Origin of the sequence: Massilia timonae CCUG 45783, assembly GCF_000315425.1 — a bacterium.
Taxonomy (GTDB): domain Bacteria; phylum Pseudomonadota; class Gammaproteobacteria; order Burkholderiales; family Burkholderiaceae_D; genus Telluria; species Telluria timonae.
On the sequence record NZ_JH992927.1, the window covers coordinates 92399 to 110986 of the forward strand.

Genomic DNA, 18588 nt, shown 5'->3' on the forward strand with positions numbered 1-18588 from the left:
GGAACGATCAGGAAACGGCGCCGCTCACCGCGGCATGCCAGACCGGCACCGCGGCCAGCCTAACGGCGTTCTTGCCGCCGCGCTTGGCGGCGTACATGGCATGGTCGGCGCGCGCCAGCCAGGCGTCCAGGTCGGGCTTGTCGTCGGGCGCGAACAGCGCCACGCCGATGCTGGCGCCCACCGTGACGACCGTGGTGCGCAAGGTGTAGGGCTCGCGAATGCAGGCAAGCAACTTGTGCGCGGTATCCTCGGCGTCGCCAGGGCTGGCCAGCATCTCGAGCACCACCACGAACTCGTCGCCGGCCAGACGCGCCACGAGGTCGGTCATGCGCACGCCGGCGGCCAGGCGCGCGCCGGCGGCCAGGCGCGCGCCGAACTGGCGCAGCAGCTCGTCGCCCTCCTCGTGGCCGTGGGTGTCGTTGACCGCCTTGAATCCATCCATGTCGATGAACAGCAGCGCCGCCGGCATCGCGCTGCGCGAGGCCCGCGCCATGGCCTCGGGCAGGCTCTCCATCAGCGCGCGCCGGTTCGGCAAGCCGGTCAGCACGTCGCGCAGCAGCAACGCATTGAGTTCGGCGGTGCGCTCGGCCACCTTCGATTCGAGATGCTCGTTCATCTGCTGCAGCGCGCGCCGAACCTGCGCTTCGCTGCTGACCAGGTCGCGCATCGTACCCGACAACATATTTGCTTCATGAAAGCCGCTGATCTGTGGAATCGCCGGCAAGTCTTTTCCGCTGGCAGTGGCCTCGGTCACCCGTTCGATCGCCTGGCCCAGCTGGGCCATCGGCTGCGCCAGGCGGCGCGCCAGCAACGCGGCCGCGAGCGCCAGCAACAGGCCCAGCAAGGTGCTCCAGGCCAGCATGCGGCGCTTCAGCTCGCTGGCGCCCTGGAGGGCTTTTTCTTCATCCTGCCGCACCAGCACCGACCATTGCAGCGTCGCCGGGTTGGCGGCGTGGCCGGTCTGGCTGAAACCGGTGAGATAGGTGCGCCCGTCCGGCCACGCTTCGCGCAGCGCGCCGGTGTCGCCCAGCCTGGCGCGACGCAGGCTGGCGGTGTCGATCTTTTGCTCGAGCAACTCCTGTGGCCCGAGCATGACGGCGCCGTCGGCGCGCACGACCAGGATCTCGGCGCCATACTCGCGCAGCGCTGGCGTCAGCAGCATGCGCGCCTGGCTGCGCGCCCATTCCCAGCTCAGGTGCAGGCCCAGCACGGCGAACAGCTCGCCGTCCTGGCTGAACACGGGCGTCGACACGTCGACGAAACGCCAGGGGTCGGGGCGTTGCGGCATCAGTTTTTCCAGCAGCAGCGCCGGATGGTAGTCGGTGACGCGCACGCCGTCGCGACCGACCTGGAACCAGGGACGCATGCTGACGTCGTTCCCCTCCAGCAGCCCCATGGTCGAGGCGACCACCCTGCCGCTGGCGTCGGCCATGCCGATCCAGGCGTAGTCGGGGAAGGTCTGCTGCAGGCTCTCGAGCGTGACGCGCGCTACCGCGGGATTGCGCGCCTGGCGCACCGACGGCAACGCGGCCAGCAGGCGGGCATCGCCGACGGCCTGCTCCACGACCCGATTGAGCGCATCGCGCATCTGCCACGACAGTTGTTGCAGGCGCAACTCGGCTTCGGCATTCGCCTGGCGTACGGCGAAATGGTTCACCACGGTCAGTTGCAACGCCACGGTCAATGCCACGGTGACGCACACTGCCAGCGTCATCAGGGTAGACAGGCGAAATTTGCAGAGCAGGCCTTGCATAGAAGATTTGCGGAAACGTAACAACCCGTCATGATAGCGCTGAAACCACCAGTGAGTTCACCACTGGAAAGAATGCAGAAGGGAAATTTATTAATCGCCGAAGATTTTGAACAGAACGCAACACTTTAACGCAAGCTGCAGGCGCTGTAGCATTTCTTTTAGCAAAAAATTGTATTCATTTTTCGCCATTCTAGTACAAGCATTTTCGGAAAAATCGAATATGAGAATAAGACATTCTCCCATGTCACTTATTCGGCTTTATCGACTGGCACAAGGACGATATCGATGACCACGCATATGGACCGCTTCCAGGAGATGCAGATTTTCACCCGCATCGTGGAGCGGCGCAGCTTTACGCTGGCGGCCCAGGAGCTGTCGCTGCCGCGCGCGACCGTGACGAATGCGATCAAGCGCCTGGAGGCGCGGCTTGCCACCCGACTGCTGGATCGCACCACACGGGTGGTCGCGCCGACGCTCGACGGCGCGGCGTACTACGAGCGCTGCGTGCGCCTGCTGGCCGACCTCGGCGAGATGGAAAGCGTCTTCACCCGCTCCACCCCGACCGGCTTGCTGCGCGTGAACCTGCAAGCGACGCTGGCGCGCCGGGTCGTGGCGCCGCGCCTGCCCGCCTTCCTGGCGCGTTATCCCGGTATCGAACTGCAGATCGGCGAAGGCGACCGGCTGGTCGACCTGGTGCGCGAAGGCATCGATTGCGTGCTGCGCGTCGGCAATCTGCAGGATTCATCGATGGTGGCCCGGCAAATCACGCAGATCGCGCAGGTGACCTGCGCCAGCCCGGCCTACCTGGCGCGCCATGGCCGGCCCGCCACGCTCGATGAACTGGACCGGCACCAGGCCGTCAACTTCATCTCGTCCGCCACCGGTCGGCCGTATCCGCTCGAATTCCTGGTCGACGGCGCACTGCGGCAACTGACCCTGCCCGGCCCGGTCTCGGTCAGCGGCGCCGATATGTACCCGGCGGGCGCGCTCGCCGGCCTTGGCATCGTGCAAGTGCCGCGCTACCGCGTCGAGCACGAATTGACCCGGGGCGAACTCGAGGTCCTGCTGCCCGCGCTCGCGCCGCCGGCCCTGCCCGTGTATGTGCTGTATCCGCAGAGCCGCCAGCTGTCGCCGCGGGTGCGGGTCTTCGTCGATTTTCTGAAAGAGGCGTTCGCCGGCTTCGGCTGAGCGATTCGGTTACCATGGAGACAAGATAATACATGCGCTACTTCACAGGAGACCCCGATGCCGCGTTCCGCCTTCTACCCCCTGCTCGCCGCCGCACTGGCCATGACCGCACCATTGTCCCTCGCAGGTCCGGTGGCGACGACCGACAGCGGCAAGGTGGAAGGCAAGGTCGACGCCGGCATCGCCAGCTGGAAAGGCATCCCCTTCGCCGCCCCGCCGGTGGGCAAGCTGCGCTGGCGCGCGCCGCAACCGGTGCAGCCCTGGGCCGGAGTGCGCCAGGCAAGCAGCTACGCGGCGGACTGCATGCAACTGCCCTTCCCCAGCGACGCCGCGCCGCTCGGCACCAAACCCGACGAAGACTGCCTGTACCTGAATGTCTGGAAGCCGGCCGAGGACAAGGGTAACAGCGAGGGCAAACTGCCGGTGCTGGTCTGGATCTATGGCGGCGGCTTCGTCAACGGCGGCTCGTCGCCGCCGACGTATTCCGGCGCGGAGCTGGCGAAACAGGACGTGGTGGTGGTCAGCTTCAATTACCGCATCGGCCGCTTCGGCTTCTTCGCCCATCCGCAACTGACGCAGGAAGCTGGCCAAGAGGCCGCGCTCGGCAACTACGGCTTCATGGACCAGATCGCGGCCCTGCAGTGGATCAAGCGCAACGTGGCGGCCTTCGGCGGCGATCCCGACAATGTGACCATCAGCGGCGAATCGGCCGGCGGCATGTCGGTCAATTTCCTGCTCACGTCGCCACAAAGCCGCGGACTGTTCGCCAAGGCGGTGGTGATGTCGGGCGGCGATGGCGGCACCGCGCCGACGCCACTGGCCAGCGCCGAAAAGACGGGCGTGAATTTCGCCGCCGGTAAGGGCATCGCCGCCGACGATCCAAAGGCGCTCGAGAAACTGCGCGCGCTGCCGGCCGACAGCGTCGTCGACGGGATGAACCTGGCCAACTTCAGGATGCAGGGCATGCCGACCTATCATGGCCCGTTTGCCGACGGCAGGCTGGCGATCGACTCCGGCGCCGCCTTCCGCGCCGGCCGCATGCACCAGGTGCCGGTGATGATCGGCGCCACCAGCGCCGACATCGGCGGCAAGACCGGCTATATGGTCGCCGGCGCGCGCAGCCTGGCGGCGACCCTGGCCGACCACGGCGTGCCGGTGTACGCCTACCGCTTCTCCTACGTGGCCGACTCGATCGCCAAGCCCGGCGCCGGCGCCGGCCATGCGACCGACATCCCCTTCTTCTTCGATACGGTGGCGGTCAAGTACGGCGCGCAGGCGACCGGCAAGGACATCGCCGTCGGCAAGGCGATGAGCACGTATATGGTGAACTTCGCCAGGCGCGGCGATCCGAATGGCGCGGGCTTGCCGGCATGGCCGCGCTACGCGCGTTCGAGCGATCGAATCATGGACTTCTCGGCCCAAGGCAAGCCGGTGGCGCTCGAGGATCCATGGGGCGCCGAGATCGACGCGGCGGCCGCGACCCGTCGTTGAACCTGCGCCGGGCGGATACAGGAGTCTCCAGGGCGCCGCACCGGCGGCGCCATCGTCTATAATATTGCCTGGGTGATCATACCGCTCAGGTATGACAGGATTTGCGCTGGTCGGGCCGCCACGCGGCTCGGTTACGCACGTCATCATGTCACCTCTCACGCATCCTCTCACCATTTCGGCCATATCGTGGCCGCATCGCTTTCCACCTTCACTGACCGCAGGCCATGCCGGCCCGTGGGCCGCCAATTCATGAGACATACCGGACGGCATGCACGCCGTCGCGGCTGGAAAACATTTATGCGCATCGAACGACGACTCTCCAATACATTCCAAGAATTCATTGCATCGGGCAAGGCCGGCGGCGCCATCCTGATCCTGTGCACCCTCGTGTCCCTGGCCATCGCCAATTCAACCTGGGGCGCTTCCTACCTGGGCTTCTGGCACATTCCGCTCGGCGGCCTGACGGTCGAACTGTGGATCAACGACGCCCTGATGGCGATCTTCTTCCTGCTGGTCGGCCTGGAACTCAAGCGCGAGCTGTATAACGGCGAACTGTCCGACCTGCGCAACGCCATGCTGCCGATCCTGGCGGCGGCCGGCGGCATCGCGGTGCCGGCCGGAATCCACTTCGCCCTCAACGGCGGCACGCCGACGCAAGCCGGCGTCGGCATCCCGATGGCCACCGACATCGCCTTCGCGCTCGGCGTGCTGGCCCTGCTGGGCAAGCGGGTGCCGGCCTCGCTCAAGGTGTTCCTGACCGCGCTGGCCGTGATGGACGACCTGGGCGCGATTATCGTCATCGCCGTGTTCTACACCGCCCAGCTGTCGGTCGCCTACCTGGTGGGCGCGCTCGCGGTGTTCGTGGCGCTGCGCCTGATGAACAAGCGCCTGCGCGTCCTGGCGCTGTGGCCCTATCTGCTGGGCGGCGCGCTGATGTGGTTCCTGATGCTCAAGTCGGGCGTGCACGCCACCATCGCCGGAGTGCTACTGGCCTTCACCATCCCCTATTCCGCGCAGGAGGACGACGCCGCTTCGCCGTCGCACCAACTGGAACACGTGCTGCACAAACCGGTGGCCTTCCTGATCCTGCCGATCTTTGCGCTGGCCAATACCGGCATCGTCATCGGCGCCGACTGGGCCGGCGAACTGAGCTCCCTCAACAGCCTCGGCATCCTGGTCGGCCTGGTGCTGGGCAAGCCGGTCGGCATCCTGCTGTTCAGCTTCGCGGCGGTCGCGATCGGCGTGTGCCGCCTGCCGCTCGACCTGGCCTGGCGCCACGTGCTGGGCGCCGGCATGCTGGGCGGCATCGGCTTCACGATGTCGATCTTCATCACGAACCTCGCCTTCGTGGGACATGCGGATATCATCAACGCCTCGAAGATGTCGATCCTGGCCGCGTCGGTGATCGCCGGCACGATCGGCTTCATCTGGCTCAAGTTCATGGGCGCGCCGCTGGCCTCCGACCCCGACCCCGACACCATGGACTTCGACCAGGATCCGCCCGCGCAAACGCAATAAACGACACTGCCGATGAACAAGGTCATCCATCCCGCGCGCGCCGTCGCGCTGGGCTTCCTGCTGGCGATCCTCGCGGGCACCGCCATGCTGATGCTGCCGCTGGCGCGCCCCGACGGCAGCGCCGCGCCGCTGATGGTCGCCTTCTTCACGGCGGTGTCGGCGGTGTGCGTGACCGGGCTGGTGCTGGTCGACACCGGCACCTACTGGTCCGGCTTCGGCCAGGCGACCATCATGGTGCTGTTCCTGCTGGGCGGCCTGGGCATGATGACCGCCGCCACGCTGCTCGGCCTGATGGTGAACCGCTCGCCCAAGCTGCGCACGCGCCTGATGACCCAGACCGAAACGCGCTCGATCGGCATGGGCGACATCTCGAGCGTTGCGCGGGTGGTGCTGGTGGTGTCGGTGCTGTTCCAGCTGGCGATCGCGGCGATCCTGACGCTCAGGCTGCGCGCCGACTACGGCCTGGCCTGGAACGACGCCGGCTGGGTAGGCCTGTTCCACGCGGTGTCGGCCTTCAACAACGCCGGCTTCTCGATCCACCCCGACAGCATGGTGCGCTACGCGGGCGACGCCGGCATCCTGCTGCCGGTGATGCTCGCCGCCATCATCGGCGGCGTGGGCTTTCCGGTGCTGCACGACCTGCGCCACCGCTTCCGCGATCCGCGCCACTGGTCGCTGCACACCAAGCTGACCCTGTCCGGCACCCTGATCCTGCTGTTGCTGGGCTACGTCGCCATCCTGCTGTTCGAATGGAAGAATCCGCAGACGCTGGGCGCCTTCGGCCTGTTCGACAAGCTCATGAACGGCATGTTCATGTCGGCGGCGGCGCGCACCTCGGGCTTCAACACCGTCGACGTGGCGGCGCTGACCCGCGAAACCTGGGCCCTGCATTATTTTTTGATGTTCATCGGCGGCGGCAGCGCGGGCACCGCGGGCGGGGTCAAGGTGGGCACCGTGGCGGTGCTGGTGCTGCTGGTGATCGCCGAGGCGAAGGGCCACACCGACACCGAGGCTTTCGGACGCCGCGTCGGTTCGTCCGCCCAGCGCCAGGCGATCACGGTGCTGGTGCTGGGCAGCGTCATCGTTGCCTTCGGCACGGTGGCCCTGCTGCGCATCTCGCACTTCCCGACCGACCAGGTCATTTTCGAGGTCATCGCGGCCTTCGGCAGCGCCGGCCTGTCGACCGGCATCACCGACGACCTGCCGCCCTCGGGCCAGCTGGTGCTGGCCCTACTGATGTTCGTCGGCCGGGTGGGCACGATCACCTTCGCGACCTCGCTGGTGCTGGGCGAGCGGCGCATGCCTTACCGTTATCCTGAGGAGCATCCAATTGTTGGGTAGAATTTTCACAGAGCAGTTCGCGTTTTCCGCCGGCGACAGCGTGGTCGTCATCGGTTTGGGGCGCTTCGGGGGCGCGGTGGCGCAGTCGCTGATGCGCCTGGGCCACGACGTGATGGGCATCGACACGCGCGAAGACCTGGTGCAGATCTGGGGCGACCGCCTGACCCACGCCGTGCAGGCCGACTCGACCAACGAGAACGTGATGCTGCAGCTCGGCGTGGCCGATTTTTCGCACGCGATCGTCGGCATCGGCTCGGACCTGGCGGCCAGCCTGATGACCCTGATGGTCTTGACCGAACTGGGGATCAAGGACATCTGGGTCAAGGCGATGACGCCGGAGCACGGCCAGATCGCCCAGCGCATCGGCGCCCACCACGTGATCTACCCCGAGGCCGACATGGGCGCACGCGTGGCGCACCTGATCACGGGGCGCATGATGGACTTCATCGAGTTCGAGGATGGGTTTGCGATCGCCAAGATCCATGCGCCTGCGGAGACGCATAACCGGACGCTGGCCGAAGCCCATGTGCGCAGCCGCTTCGGCGTGACCGTGGTGGGCGTCAAGCGCGCCAACGAAGACTTCCAGCATGCGCTGGCGGACACGACGATCCGCTCGGCCGACCTGTTGATCGTGTCGGGGCCGACCAAGAAGATCGAAATGTTCGCGGCCGGGGGCAAGAAGCGCAAGTCGGCTTAGCGCCGGCGGCGTCGGACGGCTGGTGGCGCGCTCCGAGAGCCGCATCGACTGGCCGGCTTCGTCCGTGCTTTCGCGTGCGCCGCCGGACAGATGCGCATGTAACAATACGTTCAAGCAGCTGACCCGATGGTGCACAGCCGACATGACGACCAGCGACCCAGGCAATGCGGATATACCGATGTCCGAACTCGCATCCACTTTCCTCGAACTGCGCGACGTCGTTCTGGAAGAATGGAGCGCGAGGGTGACTGCTGAAATCCCCTCGGCGACCCGACTGGGCGAACCGATCCTGATCAATACCCTCCCATCCCTGTACGACAACATCGCGCAAGCCCTGGCGGCCGGCGCGCCCCGGCCGTTCGCCACGGCCGGCACCAATCTCGCCGTCGCCCATGGAAGGGAGCGGGCGAACATGACCGATTACGGCCCGCACGAACTCATCCACGAATTGCAGATCTTTCGCGAAGTGTTGTTCGGCATCGCGGCGGCGCGCCGGCTGCCGCTGAGCAAACACCATGCAGAGGTGATCGGACACTCGATTGAAGAGGCAGCACGCGAATCGATCAGTGGGTACAACGCCTTCAATCGCGAGGTCAGCGAAACGTTCATCGCGACGCTGTCCCACGATCTGCGCAATCCCCTGCACGTCGCGAACGCGTCGGCCCAGCTCATTCAGCTCAAGACCAGCGCCCCCGGCATCACAGGCCTGGCAAGACGCATCTGCGCCAAGATCGCTGAGACCGACGCCATGATACAGACGCTGCTCGATGCGGCAGTGCTGAAGGGAAAGACGAAACTGAAGCTGGACGTCGTGTGTTTCGACATCATGAGCCTGGTCGAAGAAGTCTGCGCCGATGTTCCACTGTCGGGTCAGCAAATGAAAGTCGCCGGCGAACGGATCGAGGGCTACTGGTGCCGCGTCTCGCTCAAGCGCGTTCTCGAAAACCTGGTATCGAACGCAAGGAAATACGGGGATCCGGCGCGCCCGATCACGGTACGGGTCAGTCGGAACGATTCCCAGATGTTGCTGGCGGTGCATAACGAGGGCAGCCCTATTCCCGAACCCGAACTCGAACGCCTGTTCCAGGCCTTCCATCGCATCGAAGACGTGAAGATCAAGGGATGGGGCCTGGGGCTGCCCTACGTTCGGCACGTCGCCGAAAGCCATGGCGGCTCGGTGGTGGTGGACAGCGCGGAACAACGCGGAACAACGTTCACCGTCAGCCTCCCGGTCGACGCCCGGCCCTATACCGGACAATAGTACGGCGGCCATGCTCGCCGCCGGCCTTGTGCCGGTGCGTCAGCGGACCCTGAGCTCGTAGTGCGCCGTCGCCCCCTTGCGGGCGGCATTACGCATTTGGTACACCTTGACGCGGTACGTTCCCTGCTCCGGCAGCGCCGCATCGAACAGGTTGCCGCCGAGTGAGCCGACGAACAGCGCTTCGTCCTTGCCGTCCTGAATGATGTTGAAGTACGTGGACTTGCTGGCAGTTTCGAGCTCGACGCGTAGCGCGCGCCCCGCCGGCGCCCTGAACACATAGTCGGCAGCGCCGTAGCCGCGTATCGCCCCCTCGAACGAGACGCTCCTGCCCTCCCCCGGCAGCGCGATCGCGGTTTCCTTCGTCTGCTCCTGCGCCGCCACCGGTTGGGCGATGGCCTGCGCCGTGACGGCCGCGAGACCGATCATGATTGTTGCATGCATCGCTGCACCTTTCTTTCGACACAAAGATCACCGCGAACGGCCGGGATGGCCCCTTCACTGCAGATTCATCATACACTTGAGACAAGGAACGAGGAGAAGCACGCAATGCGCTACACCTGGTCAATCTCTGTACAGCAACTTCGGTCGGCAGGACTACTGCTCATCGCCAGCCTGTGGTCGCCGGCTATCCTGGCGCAGGGAGCCAGCGCGTCGTCGCCGGTCGAACTGGCGCGCGAGGCCGCCCGCCTCGAGGCGGGACAATGGGTCTGGGCGCCGCAGATCGCGCCGCGTGGTCCGATGTTGGTATTCGTCGATCTGTCGCGCCAGACCGCCACCGTCTACCGCAACGGCGTACGGATCGGCGTCAGCACGGTATCGACCGGCAAGCCCGGCCACGAGACGCCCACCGGGGTCTTCACCATCCTGCAAAAGGACGCCCGGCACCGTTCCAGCACGTACAACAACGCGCCCATGCCCTTCCAGCAGCGCCTGACCTGGGACGGCGTCGCCCTGCACGCCGGCGGCCTGCCCGGCTATCCGGAAAGCCATGGATGCGTGCACCTTCCCTATGCCTTCGCCAAGGCGCTGTTCGCCGCGACCGACTTTTCGACGACCGTCATCATCGCCGGCAACGCCAGTCATCCGGTACAGACCGGCAGCGGCCGGGTGCTGGCGCCGACGCCGATCGCGGCGCCGACGGGCGAATTCTGGGCGCCCGAGCGCGCGCCCGCCGGCCCGATCACCATCGTGATGTCGCGCAGCGACCAGGCGGTGTCGGTCTTGCGCAACGGGATCGAGATCGGGCGCTCGGCGGCGCTCAATACCTCGTCCGACGAGGCGACCCACGTCCTGACGCTGGGCACGGGCGCGGACGGCAAGCCGGTGTGGATCTACGCGGGTGTGGCCGGCCACGCCGACGAGGACGGCCGCACGGTCGACGAAGCCACACGCAACCGCGTGCAGCTGCCGCAGGCCTTCCACGACAAGCTGGCGGCGCTGCTGGCGCCGGGCGCGACGCTGCTGGTCACGCAGTCGCCGCTGAGTGAGGGCGCGACCGGCACGCCGCTGACCGTGCTGAGCGGCGCCGAGTAAGGCGCCGGCGCGGCGCTCAGAACCGTCGGTGCCCGCTGTCGGGATCGCACCGGCCATTGAACTTGATCATGCCATCGACGGTGATGGTGCCGTTGCGGCGGTCGATCGACACCGTCGGCCGGTTCAGCGCATTCAGGCGGAAACGTCCGCGGATATCGTTGTGACCGACGATCAGGTCTTCGAGATCCCACCAGCCATCGCGCCCACCGGAATGCATCGGCGGGATCAGCTGCTTGGGGATCCGGATCCGGCCCTGGTCGTTATGGATGGAGACGTTGAGTGCGCTGTCGAAGTCCTGCTTGCCGGTGGTTACTTCGGACTTCGGCTCGTACTTGTGCGTCTCCTGATTCCACTGGTAACCGGAATGGGCCTCCGCCACCGTTCGTTCCGCCTGGCCGAAGCAGACCAGCTGGATATCTTCATCCCGGTCCCGCTCGTCGGGACCGCCACGCTGTGCGTTGCGATCGTACTGTTGGGCACACGCCGCCGTGGAGAACAAGGCGGCGATCAGGATGACAAGTTTCATGTGACGTCCTTAGCTTCAGGGAACGCATTCCAGCACCTGGTCGACGCGCCCCATGCTCATGTGTTTATCGAATGACTCAACTGTGCACCCGTTGTCGACTCTAGCATGGGATGATGATAAAAATACACATCACCCAAAATAAACCGGGACGGTCCCCGGACACGCGTGAGGAAACCAGTCATGTTGAAACCATCGAGCATCGCCGTCGCGCTCGCGGCCGCCTTGTGCGCCGCCTGCAGCACCGGCACGGCGCCGTCGACCGATCCCGTCGCGCGGGACACCCAGGCCATCGGCTTGACCGGCACGACCTGGCGCCTGCACGACATCCAGTCGATGGACGACGCCCAGGGCACGACCCGCCCGCATCCCGACCGGGTCTATACCATGCGGCTGACGCCGGACGGCCGCGCCGCGTTCCAGCTGGATTGCAACCGGGGCTCGACGTCATACACCGTTGGGCCCAGTGAACCGGGCCGGGGCGCAATCACTTTTGGCAACGTGGCGATGACGCGGGCGATGTGTCCACCGGGGTCGCTCGACAGCCGCATCGCCCGGGATATGGGCTATGTTCGCTCATACATGATGCAGGGAGACACGCTGTCCTTGAGCTTGATGGCCGATGGCGGCATCTATGTCTGGAAACCGGAGACCGCCATACAGCCCACGCAGTGAACGTTTCAGATTGCTCGCATCGAATCGAACGGCGCCGGTCTACCTCGTCGGCACAGCACCGGACAGCACGGCGCCTACGAGCGCGGTAAAGTCATCGCAAACGGCATCCGCGCCGGCCTGGCTGCGCCCCTGTCCCGCCGCGCTCTTCGTGGCGCCTTGCAGGATCGTATTTTGATCGTGCAGCAGTCCGATCTGCATCGCCATCAGGCGCTCGGCGTTGCCTGGAGCATGGATTCCCGCCGCCTTGCAGATGGCGTCGATACGCCGGCCGAGCAGTTCTGCCGCATCCGGCGGCGAAGCCTCGCCTCTCGACGTGTCGCTCGTCTGGGCAGCATCGCCGGGCATCGCTTCCTCATGCAGGGTCTTGCCTGCGACCGCGCCGAGCTGCGCCTGCGTCGCATCCTGAGCGACGATGCCGGGTTCGCCGGTGGCACCAAGTTGCAGCAATACCCGCTCGACCGCACGCAGCGTATCGCTCAGCCTCGACATGTCCGGCGCATCCTCACCCAGGCGCGCTTGGGTCACGCTGGCGATCGACAGCACGGCCACCATGCAATGGCGGACCTGCTGAAGGCTGCGCTCCGCGTCCGCGCCCCGATGGGATTTGACATGGTCGATGACGTCGGCACGCGTCTGCAGCGGCTGGCCGCTTTCGTCCGCCGCCCTTCGCGCCCGCTGTTGCGCGGCCGGCGACGACGCGTCGCTCGCCATACGTTCCCAGTCCGCCAGGCTGAATCGCCCGAGCTGCGCGCCGGATTGGCCCAACACTGGAACGTGAATCCTGATCGTCGTCGCCAACGAGTTGTTCATCCACTCCAACGGGGCCGCGCGCAATCCGGGGTCGCCATCCTCGTCCACCTGCGGATGCACGGTCTCCCAGAAGCGCACGAGCAGCCCCTCTACCAGCAGCAGCCCGCGCAAGAGCCCTTCGAACCCATGCTGGCGCGTCCAGGCTTCGGTGAGCCAGGCGGCGATCTGCAGATCCTTGGCGTACCCGCTCAACGTCATCTTGCAGAGCGCCTCGGTTTGGGCCCAATCGGCACGCTTCAGAGGCTGCTCCCACACGCCCATCGGCAGACTCGGATCGTCTTCCCGGCGCGCCTCGCGTAATCTGTCAAAGATAGGATCGAAGCGGATTGGCGGTCCGGTGGGCAGGTCCTCCCTGATCGGGTGGAGGAGCGACTCCAGTTCGCTGCGGTGTTCGGCGCTAAGCGGTGGGCTTGGCTGGGTAACGTTCATGTCGGTCATGTGGAAAAATGATGGATGGTCCGACACGATTATTGCGCCCGTGACGGGATCGGTCCATGTGTTTTTTGTCGTTTGAAATCTTCCATTTGCGCGGATGGCGCAGCGTGCCGGCTATTCGCCGTGAATGACGAAAAAAAGCCCCGACTTGTGAGGATCTCGCTCTGCAATGTGGCGCTGACGCGCGCCATGTGCTCACCTGGCTCGCTGGACAGCCGAATCGCGAGGGACATGGGCTATATCCGCTCGAACATCATGCGCGGCGATTCACTCTTCATGAGCATGATGGCCGACGGCGGCATGTCTGGAAACCCGCGCCCGGCATCCGACTCGCGCCATGAACCTTGCCGCAACAGCGCATCGAACGAGAAACAAAGATTTTTCTTGTATAAAAGAAAAAAACTAGGTTCAATACCGATTGTATTATTAACAAGAAAACTTTCGGGATGTCAGCTTCCAACAATCAGCTTTCCAGGTACGTATTTGTCGTGTTCGCGGATGACTGGGGCCGCCACCCGTCAAGTTGCCAGCATTTATTCCGAAGGATTATTCCGCAAGCCCAAGTCATTTGGGTCAACACGATTGGATTGCGCACGCCTCGCGTCAACCTGCACGATTTCAAGAGGGCCATGCAGGTCATGCGCACCTGGGTTTGCCCCGGTGCGAGGATCGGAGGAGTATCCCGTAAGGGCGCAGTCGACCGCACCGCAGATGGCGCTTGCGTCCCCCCCGGCAAAGATGCCGTCGCCCCCCATATCCTCAGCCCGGTCATGTGGCCTTCTTTTCGGGGCCCCAGATCTTCCGCGCTCAATCATCGCCTGCTCTCGCGTGCAGTGCACAAGGCGCTGCGGCATGTGGCCCCCGGCAAGCAACCAATCCTGGTGAGTACGTCGCCCACGGTACCTGGTCTTTTCCGCGATCATGCCTTCAGGCGGAAAGTCTATTATTGCGTGGACGACTTCACGCATTGGCACGGCATCGATGGCCGCGCCGTGCATCGCCTGGAGCAGGAAACGCTGGATGCATGCGACCTGATGATCGCGTCCTCCGCCGCGATTCTCGCGTCTCGTTCATCGTTCGTGAACACCGCCACCCTGCTGACTCATGGTGTGGATCTGGCGCACTTCTCCCACGTCACATGCGACCCATCCAGCCCTTTGGCGGCCTTGCCCCATCCGCTCGTGGGAATGTTCGGGGTCTTCGACCGCCGTGTCGATGGCCAGGCCCTGAAGAACGCCGCACGCTTGTCACCGCGCGCGACCTTCGTTATCCTCGGCCCGGTCGTGGACCGGGATCCGGCCGAATTCCGCGATGTGCCCAATATCCGCTTCATGGGCGCCGTGCCTTATTCGGACTTGCCCGGACATGTCGGCCACTTCGACCTGTGCATCCTGCCCTATGTGATCGGTGAATCGACGCACAGCATCAATCCTCTCAAGCTCAAGGAATACCTGGCCACTGGCAAGCCGGTCATCGTATCCCCCCTGCCCGAAGCAATCCGACTCGCCGAGTATCTTACGCTGGCAGGGCCGGAAGAATTTCCGCAAGCAGTGGCATCGGCCCTGGCCGCGATCGCATCGAGCGCGTCGAAACCCATTCATCCATGCACCGGCCTCAGGACCTTCCTGCAACGCGAGAGCTGGGAAGCAAAGGCCAATCGCTTCCTGTCCGACATCATGGAGGGCCTGTGACCGACCGCGTGCGCATCCTCTGTATTTCCACCATGTTCCCGAATCCGCGCATGCCGGTGCATGCGCAGTTCGTCAAGCAGCGGCTGGACGCACTGTCCAGGCACGTCGACCTGATCGTGGTGTCGCCGATACCCTGGTTTCCTGGCGAAGCATATGTCGCGCGTTATGCCAACCGGAGCCGGGTTCCATCACAATTTGACGAGAACGCGTATCCCACGTATTTTCCGAAGTTTTTCTCCATCCCGGCAATGCTCAAGCCGCTCGATGGCGTGTTTCTCGCCTTCGCGGTCTGGCGCTTCATCGCATCGCATGGGCTGAAAGGGAAATTCGATGTGCTCGATTGCCATCTGGCGTTTCCGGAAGGGTTTGCGGGCGCCCTGTTGTCCCGCGTCCTTGGCAAGCCCTATGTCGTTACCTTGCGCGGCCACGATATCAATGAACTGCACCGCTTCCCGGTACGCCGTCGCCAGGTGCTGTTTGCCCTGCGCCACTGCGCGCGCTATGTCGGCGTCGCCAAGGCCCTGGTGGACGGCGCCGTGCGCCTGGGCGCGCCCGCGGACAAGGGATACGCCTCGGCGAACGGCGTGGACACGGAGCGCTTTCATCCCACCGCGAAGGACGACGCCCGCAGGATGCTCGGATTGGACTGCGCCAAACGCTATCTGCTGTCGGTTTCCCACCTGGTGCCGCGCAAGGGCGTCGACGTCCTGCTGCGCGCCCATGCCATGCTGGTGGCGGCGGGCCGCAGCGACCTGAGTTTGATCGTCGTCGGCAAAGGGGGCGAAGAAGGCGACTGCGAAGCCGGGCTTCGCGCCCTGGCCAGTGACCTCGGGATCGCCGACCGGGTCATCTGGGCCGGTCCGGTGGCGAACACAGAGTTGCATGCCTGGTACTCGGCCGCCGATGTATTCTGCCTCGCCAGCGAGAAGGAAGGCTGGCCGAATGTCATTCTCGAGGCCATGGCGTGCTCGACGCCGGTGGTTGCTCACCGGACCTGGGGCGTACCAGAAATTATCACGGGGGTCGACCTGGGCGTCCTGGTCGAGACCAGGGAACCTGCGGCGTTTGCCGACGCGATTGACCTGGCCTTGACGCGAACCTGGAGCCCTGCACGGTTACGGAAGTATGCGCTGGAGCATACCTGGAACAAGGTGGCCGAAGGACTCTCCGGACACTTCCAGGCGATAGCGAAGGCAGAGGCCGCCAGAGGGTCCGCGCGGTGAACGCGCAACTGCATGTGCGACTACGCTCATAAGCAAATAGACAATTGATTGCTGGTACAGAAATTCCTTTTTAGTAAGATCGTGGTTCAGCCAAGACCACGCAAGGAATCCAGACGCCACCTTACCGCCGCTGCCGATGCGCCCACCGTGAACCTCGCGGCCATCGACCAGGTGACCGTCGTCGGCTCGCGCGCGCGCAACCGCACCGTGTTCGACAGCGCCGTGCCGATCGACCGCTTCGGCGCCCGCGAGGTGGAGAACGCGCTGACCCGCGGCGACCTGGGCGCGGCCCTGCAGCAACTGGCGCCGTCGATCAACTTCCCGCGCATCGAGTCAAGCGGCGCCGCCGACTCGGTGCGCGGCCTGGCGCCCGACCACGTGCTGGTGCTGGTCAACGGCAAGCGCTGCCACGCGATTGCGGTGCTCGACACCGAGAGTAGCTTCGCCGGCATCGTCCCGGTCGACGTCAACACCATCCCGCCGGGCGCCATCGACCACATCGAGATCCTGCGCGACGGCGCCGGCGCCCAGTACGGCAGCGATGCGGTGGCCGGCGTCATCAACATCGTGCTCAAGAAGGCGCGCGCGGGCGGTTCGGCCCCGGTGAGCTACGGCGCCAACCATACGGACTTCGAGCCGACCGACGAAAGCCACATGCGCAGGCCCGGCAACTGCAGCGCCACGGATTACACATTCGCATTCTCAACAAGCGCGTTCGATCTTACATCCACCGGCTTCTTACTGGATTTCGAGTGAATTTTCGCGTATTCGGTCGCCGAGCCGCTTTTTACGCGCCGCGAGCGGTGGATGGGTGTCAAAAACGCTGACGATTTGGCTTTCGCCATCGCTCAGCAGGGAAAGGGCCGAAATCAGCTCCTGCGTTGAAGTCATCGCCGCGCCACCCTCGTCAGCAGCGAACTCGCGCTCCCGGCTATAAGCGGAATACGCCTGCTCTAACAGGCGGTTCAAGACAAAGTATACGGCAATCATCCCAGCCGGCCAGGCCAGAATACGAACAAAGGTCCACAACACTGGAAGCAACCCCGCGAAGTTATCTCTTGCTTCCGGAAAAATAAACGCTAACGCCGCAACAATAGCTCCCATAATGCTGAACACGTAAGCAAATTTCCTCAGCACTCCCTTGGATAGCTCCGATAACATACAAGGATACATACGAACAGCATGGCTGAAAGCCAGGATGAACGCCTTATTCCTCGAATCCCCGTTATTGATATGCGCAATCTCGTGAGCGGCAATGGCTACCAGCTGGCGATCATTCGCGACTTGTAACAGTCCGGTAGAAAACGCGATCAGCGCTTTCTTGCCAAACACGGACGAGATGGCGAATGCGTTTATTTCTGCGCTGGGGTAGTACCCGATCTGTGTTTCACTGCCCAGTTGTGACGCAATCGGGGCGATTCGCCGTCTGACCCCATCGTCGAGCGTGACTTGGAGTTGCCCGGCAACCTTATCGACAGCATCATGAACATACTGAATGGTGACTAGCAAAGGCAGACCAAGCACAAAACACACTACATTTGCAGAGGATTTCAACGTGCCCGCAATGCCCATATAGTGGCAGATTATGGAGATAATCAATGCCATTATGAAGGCAGCCCATAAGGTAATGAGGCTGCATCTCGCAAATTTAGCATATAGATTAATGCTCAGCATTAGAAATCAGTCCTTGATGTCAACGATGCGGGTCACAGCCGCTGCAGTGGATAATCCGTTGGCTGCCCTACGAGCCAGATAAGCCCTGCTCGAATTCTCGCAATTCCCTGAATTTTGCCATAAGGCAACCAAAAAGAGAATTGTCAGCATAACAAACCAAAATAAATTCTATTTATTGGAAAGCAAAGGTTATTGAAATGCCCGCATGCTTTGACTGGATGTCTGTTCGACTGTCGCACCTGATCATGTCTCTATGACGCTGCCCAAGGCTCTGCTTATTCCGACACTTCGCGCAAGTGCCGGACGCGCTAGGTCTGCGACTCTAACAGGTTTGCGGTGGCGCGAAGCTCGGGGGTGACGGGCAAGCCCCCACCGTTCTAGTCTGACTGCGGTCAGCCACGCCGGCGTGACGCCGGGCGTCGAGCGTGGCAGCATAGCCCGCCTCGGTCTTGTTTATGGTTAGGCGATGAGACCGAAAACGAGCGGCAATAAGTTGCAGCTGCGCATGCTCGCGCGCAAGAAGACGCTTAAGTCCGGCAAGATCTGGACGGGCTATTACCTATACGGCCGGGGCCGGATGGAAAGCAGATCGAGATCCCGCTGGGCACCGACCCGGTGGCCGCAAAACGCAAATGGGCTGAGCTCGAGTGCGTAGAGACGCCGTCCGATGCGTCGCTGATGTAAGCGTGCAGCCCAACCACCTGTAATGTCGCCGCGATGACATGCAGACTCGAGGTTTTCTACTTCGAGGATCCCATGACCCGTCAACGCATTT

The 18588-nt window shown here is 64.0% G+C and carries 16 protein-coding genes; 11 read left to right on the plus strand and 5 right to left on the minus strand.

The features are described 5' to 3' along the window. Window positions 1–7: 7 nt before the first annotated feature. Window positions 8–1753, minus strand: a complete 1746-nt coding sequence (locus HMPREF9710_RS25760) for a sensor domain-containing diguanylate cyclase (RefSeq protein ID WP_005671393.1) — start codon at window positions 1751–1753, stop codon at window positions 8–10. Between the two features lie 297 nt (window positions 1754–2050). On the opposite strand from HMPREF9710_RS25760, the gene HMPREF9710_RS25765 reads away from it, so the two are divergent. From HMPREF9710_RS25765 to HMPREF9710_RS25790, 6 genes are all read left to right on the plus strand, one after another. After that, complete coding sequence (locus tag HMPREF9710_RS25765; RefSeq protein ID WP_040778479.1) at window positions 2051–2941, plus strand: LysR family transcriptional regulator; 891 nt, start codon at window positions 2051–2053, stop codon at window positions 2939–2941. Between the two features lie 57 nt (window positions 2942–2998). Further along, on the plus strand, window positions 2999–4432 hold the full coding sequence (locus HMPREF9710_RS25770) for a carboxylesterase/lipase family protein (protein ID WP_005671397.1): 1434 nt from the start codon (window positions 2999–3001) through the stop codon (window positions 4430–4432). A 297-nt stretch (window positions 4433–4729) separates the two neighbouring features. Next, window positions 4730–5950, plus strand: a complete 1221-nt coding sequence (gene nhaA, locus HMPREF9710_RS25775) for a Na+/H+ antiporter NhaA (RefSeq protein WP_005671398.1) — start codon at window positions 4730–4732, stop codon at window positions 5948–5950. Between the two features lie 12 nt (window positions 5951–5962). Next, window positions 5963–7291 carry a TrkH family potassium uptake protein gene (locus HMPREF9710_RS25780; RefSeq protein ID WP_005671399.1) on the plus strand — a complete coding sequence of 443 codons (1329 nt, stop codon included), beginning with the start codon at window positions 5963–5965 and terminating at the stop codon, window positions 7289–7291. Beyond that, on the plus strand, window positions 7284–7988 hold the full coding sequence (locus tag HMPREF9710_RS25785) for a potassium channel family protein (protein WP_005671401.1): 705 nt from the start codon (window positions 7284–7286) through the stop codon (window positions 7986–7988). The genes HMPREF9710_RS25780 and HMPREF9710_RS25785 overlap by 8 nt, the downstream gene beginning before the upstream one ends. 178 nt (window positions 7989–8166) lie before the next feature. Next, on the plus strand, window positions 8167–9249 hold the full coding sequence (locus HMPREF9710_RS25790) for a sensor histidine kinase (protein ID WP_005671402.1): 1083 nt from the start codon (window positions 8167–8169) through the stop codon (window positions 9247–9249). Between the two features lie 39 nt (window positions 9250–9288). On the opposite strand, the gene HMPREF9710_RS25795 is transcribed toward HMPREF9710_RS25790, so the two are convergent. Continuing rightward, complete coding sequence (locus tag HMPREF9710_RS25795; RefSeq protein ID WP_005671404.1) at window positions 9289–9690, minus strand: hypothetical protein; 402 nt, start codon at window positions 9688–9690, stop codon at window positions 9289–9291. A gap of 105 nt (window positions 9691–9795) precedes the next feature. Here HMPREF9710_RS25795 and HMPREF9710_RS25800 point away from each other — a divergent pair, with 105 nt between their 5' ends. Next, window positions 9796–10782 (plus strand): L,D-transpeptidase, encoded by a 987-nt coding sequence (locus HMPREF9710_RS25800; RefSeq protein ID WP_005671405.1) that lies wholly within the window; start codon window positions 9796–9798, stop codon window positions 10780–10782. Between the two features lie 16 nt (window positions 10783–10798). Here HMPREF9710_RS25800 and HMPREF9710_RS25805 read toward each other — a convergent pair whose 3' ends face one another. After that, window positions 10799–11308: a hypothetical protein gene (locus HMPREF9710_RS25805; RefSeq protein ID WP_005671406.1), complete on the minus strand. Its 510-nt coding sequence runs from the start codon at window positions 11306–11308 to the stop codon at window positions 10799–10801. 180 nt (window positions 11309–11488) lie between these two features. Here HMPREF9710_RS25805 and HMPREF9710_RS25810 point away from each other — a divergent pair, with 180 nt between their 5' ends. Further along, complete coding sequence (locus HMPREF9710_RS25810; RefSeq protein WP_005671408.1) at window positions 11489–11980, plus strand: META domain-containing protein; 492 nt, start codon at window positions 11489–11491, stop codon at window positions 11978–11980. A gap of 39 nt (window positions 11981–12019) precedes the next feature. Here HMPREF9710_RS25810 and tssA read toward each other — a convergent pair whose 3' ends face one another. Then, on the minus strand, window positions 12020–13228 hold the full coding sequence (gene tssA, locus HMPREF9710_RS26825; protein WP_005671409.1) for a type VI secretion system protein TssA: 1209 nt from the start codon (window positions 13226–13228) through the stop codon (window positions 12020–12022). A 443-nt stretch (window positions 13229–13671) separates the two neighbouring features. Here tssA and HMPREF9710_RS27490 point away from each other — a divergent pair, with 443 nt between their 5' ends. From HMPREF9710_RS27490 to HMPREF9710_RS25830, 3 genes are all read left to right on the plus strand, one after another. Next, on the plus strand, window positions 13672–14916 hold the full coding sequence (locus HMPREF9710_RS27490) for a glycosyltransferase (RefSeq protein WP_081590022.1): 1245 nt from the start codon (window positions 13672–13674) through the stop codon (window positions 14914–14916). Beyond that, a complete protein-coding gene (locus tag HMPREF9710_RS25825; RefSeq protein ID WP_005671414.1) occupies window positions 14913–16139 on the plus strand; it encodes a glycosyltransferase in 1227 nt (408 codons plus the stop codon). Before HMPREF9710_RS27490 ends, HMPREF9710_RS25825 begins: the two co-directional genes overlap by 4 nt. Window positions 16140–16286: 147 nt before the next feature. Continuing rightward, window positions 16287–16895 (plus strand): TonB-dependent receptor plug domain-containing protein, encoded by a 609-nt coding sequence (locus HMPREF9710_RS25830; RefSeq protein WP_005671416.1) that lies wholly within the window; start codon window positions 16287–16289, stop codon window positions 16893–16895. Here HMPREF9710_RS25830 and HMPREF9710_RS25835 read toward each other — a convergent pair. Beyond that, complete coding sequence (locus tag HMPREF9710_RS25835) at window positions 16878–17813, minus strand: M48 family metalloprotease (protein WP_005671417.1); 936 nt, start codon at window positions 17811–17813, stop codon at window positions 16878–16880. The two genes, HMPREF9710_RS25830 and HMPREF9710_RS25835, sit on opposite strands and share 18 nt — an antisense overlap. Window positions 17814–18588: the final 775 nt, after the last annotated feature.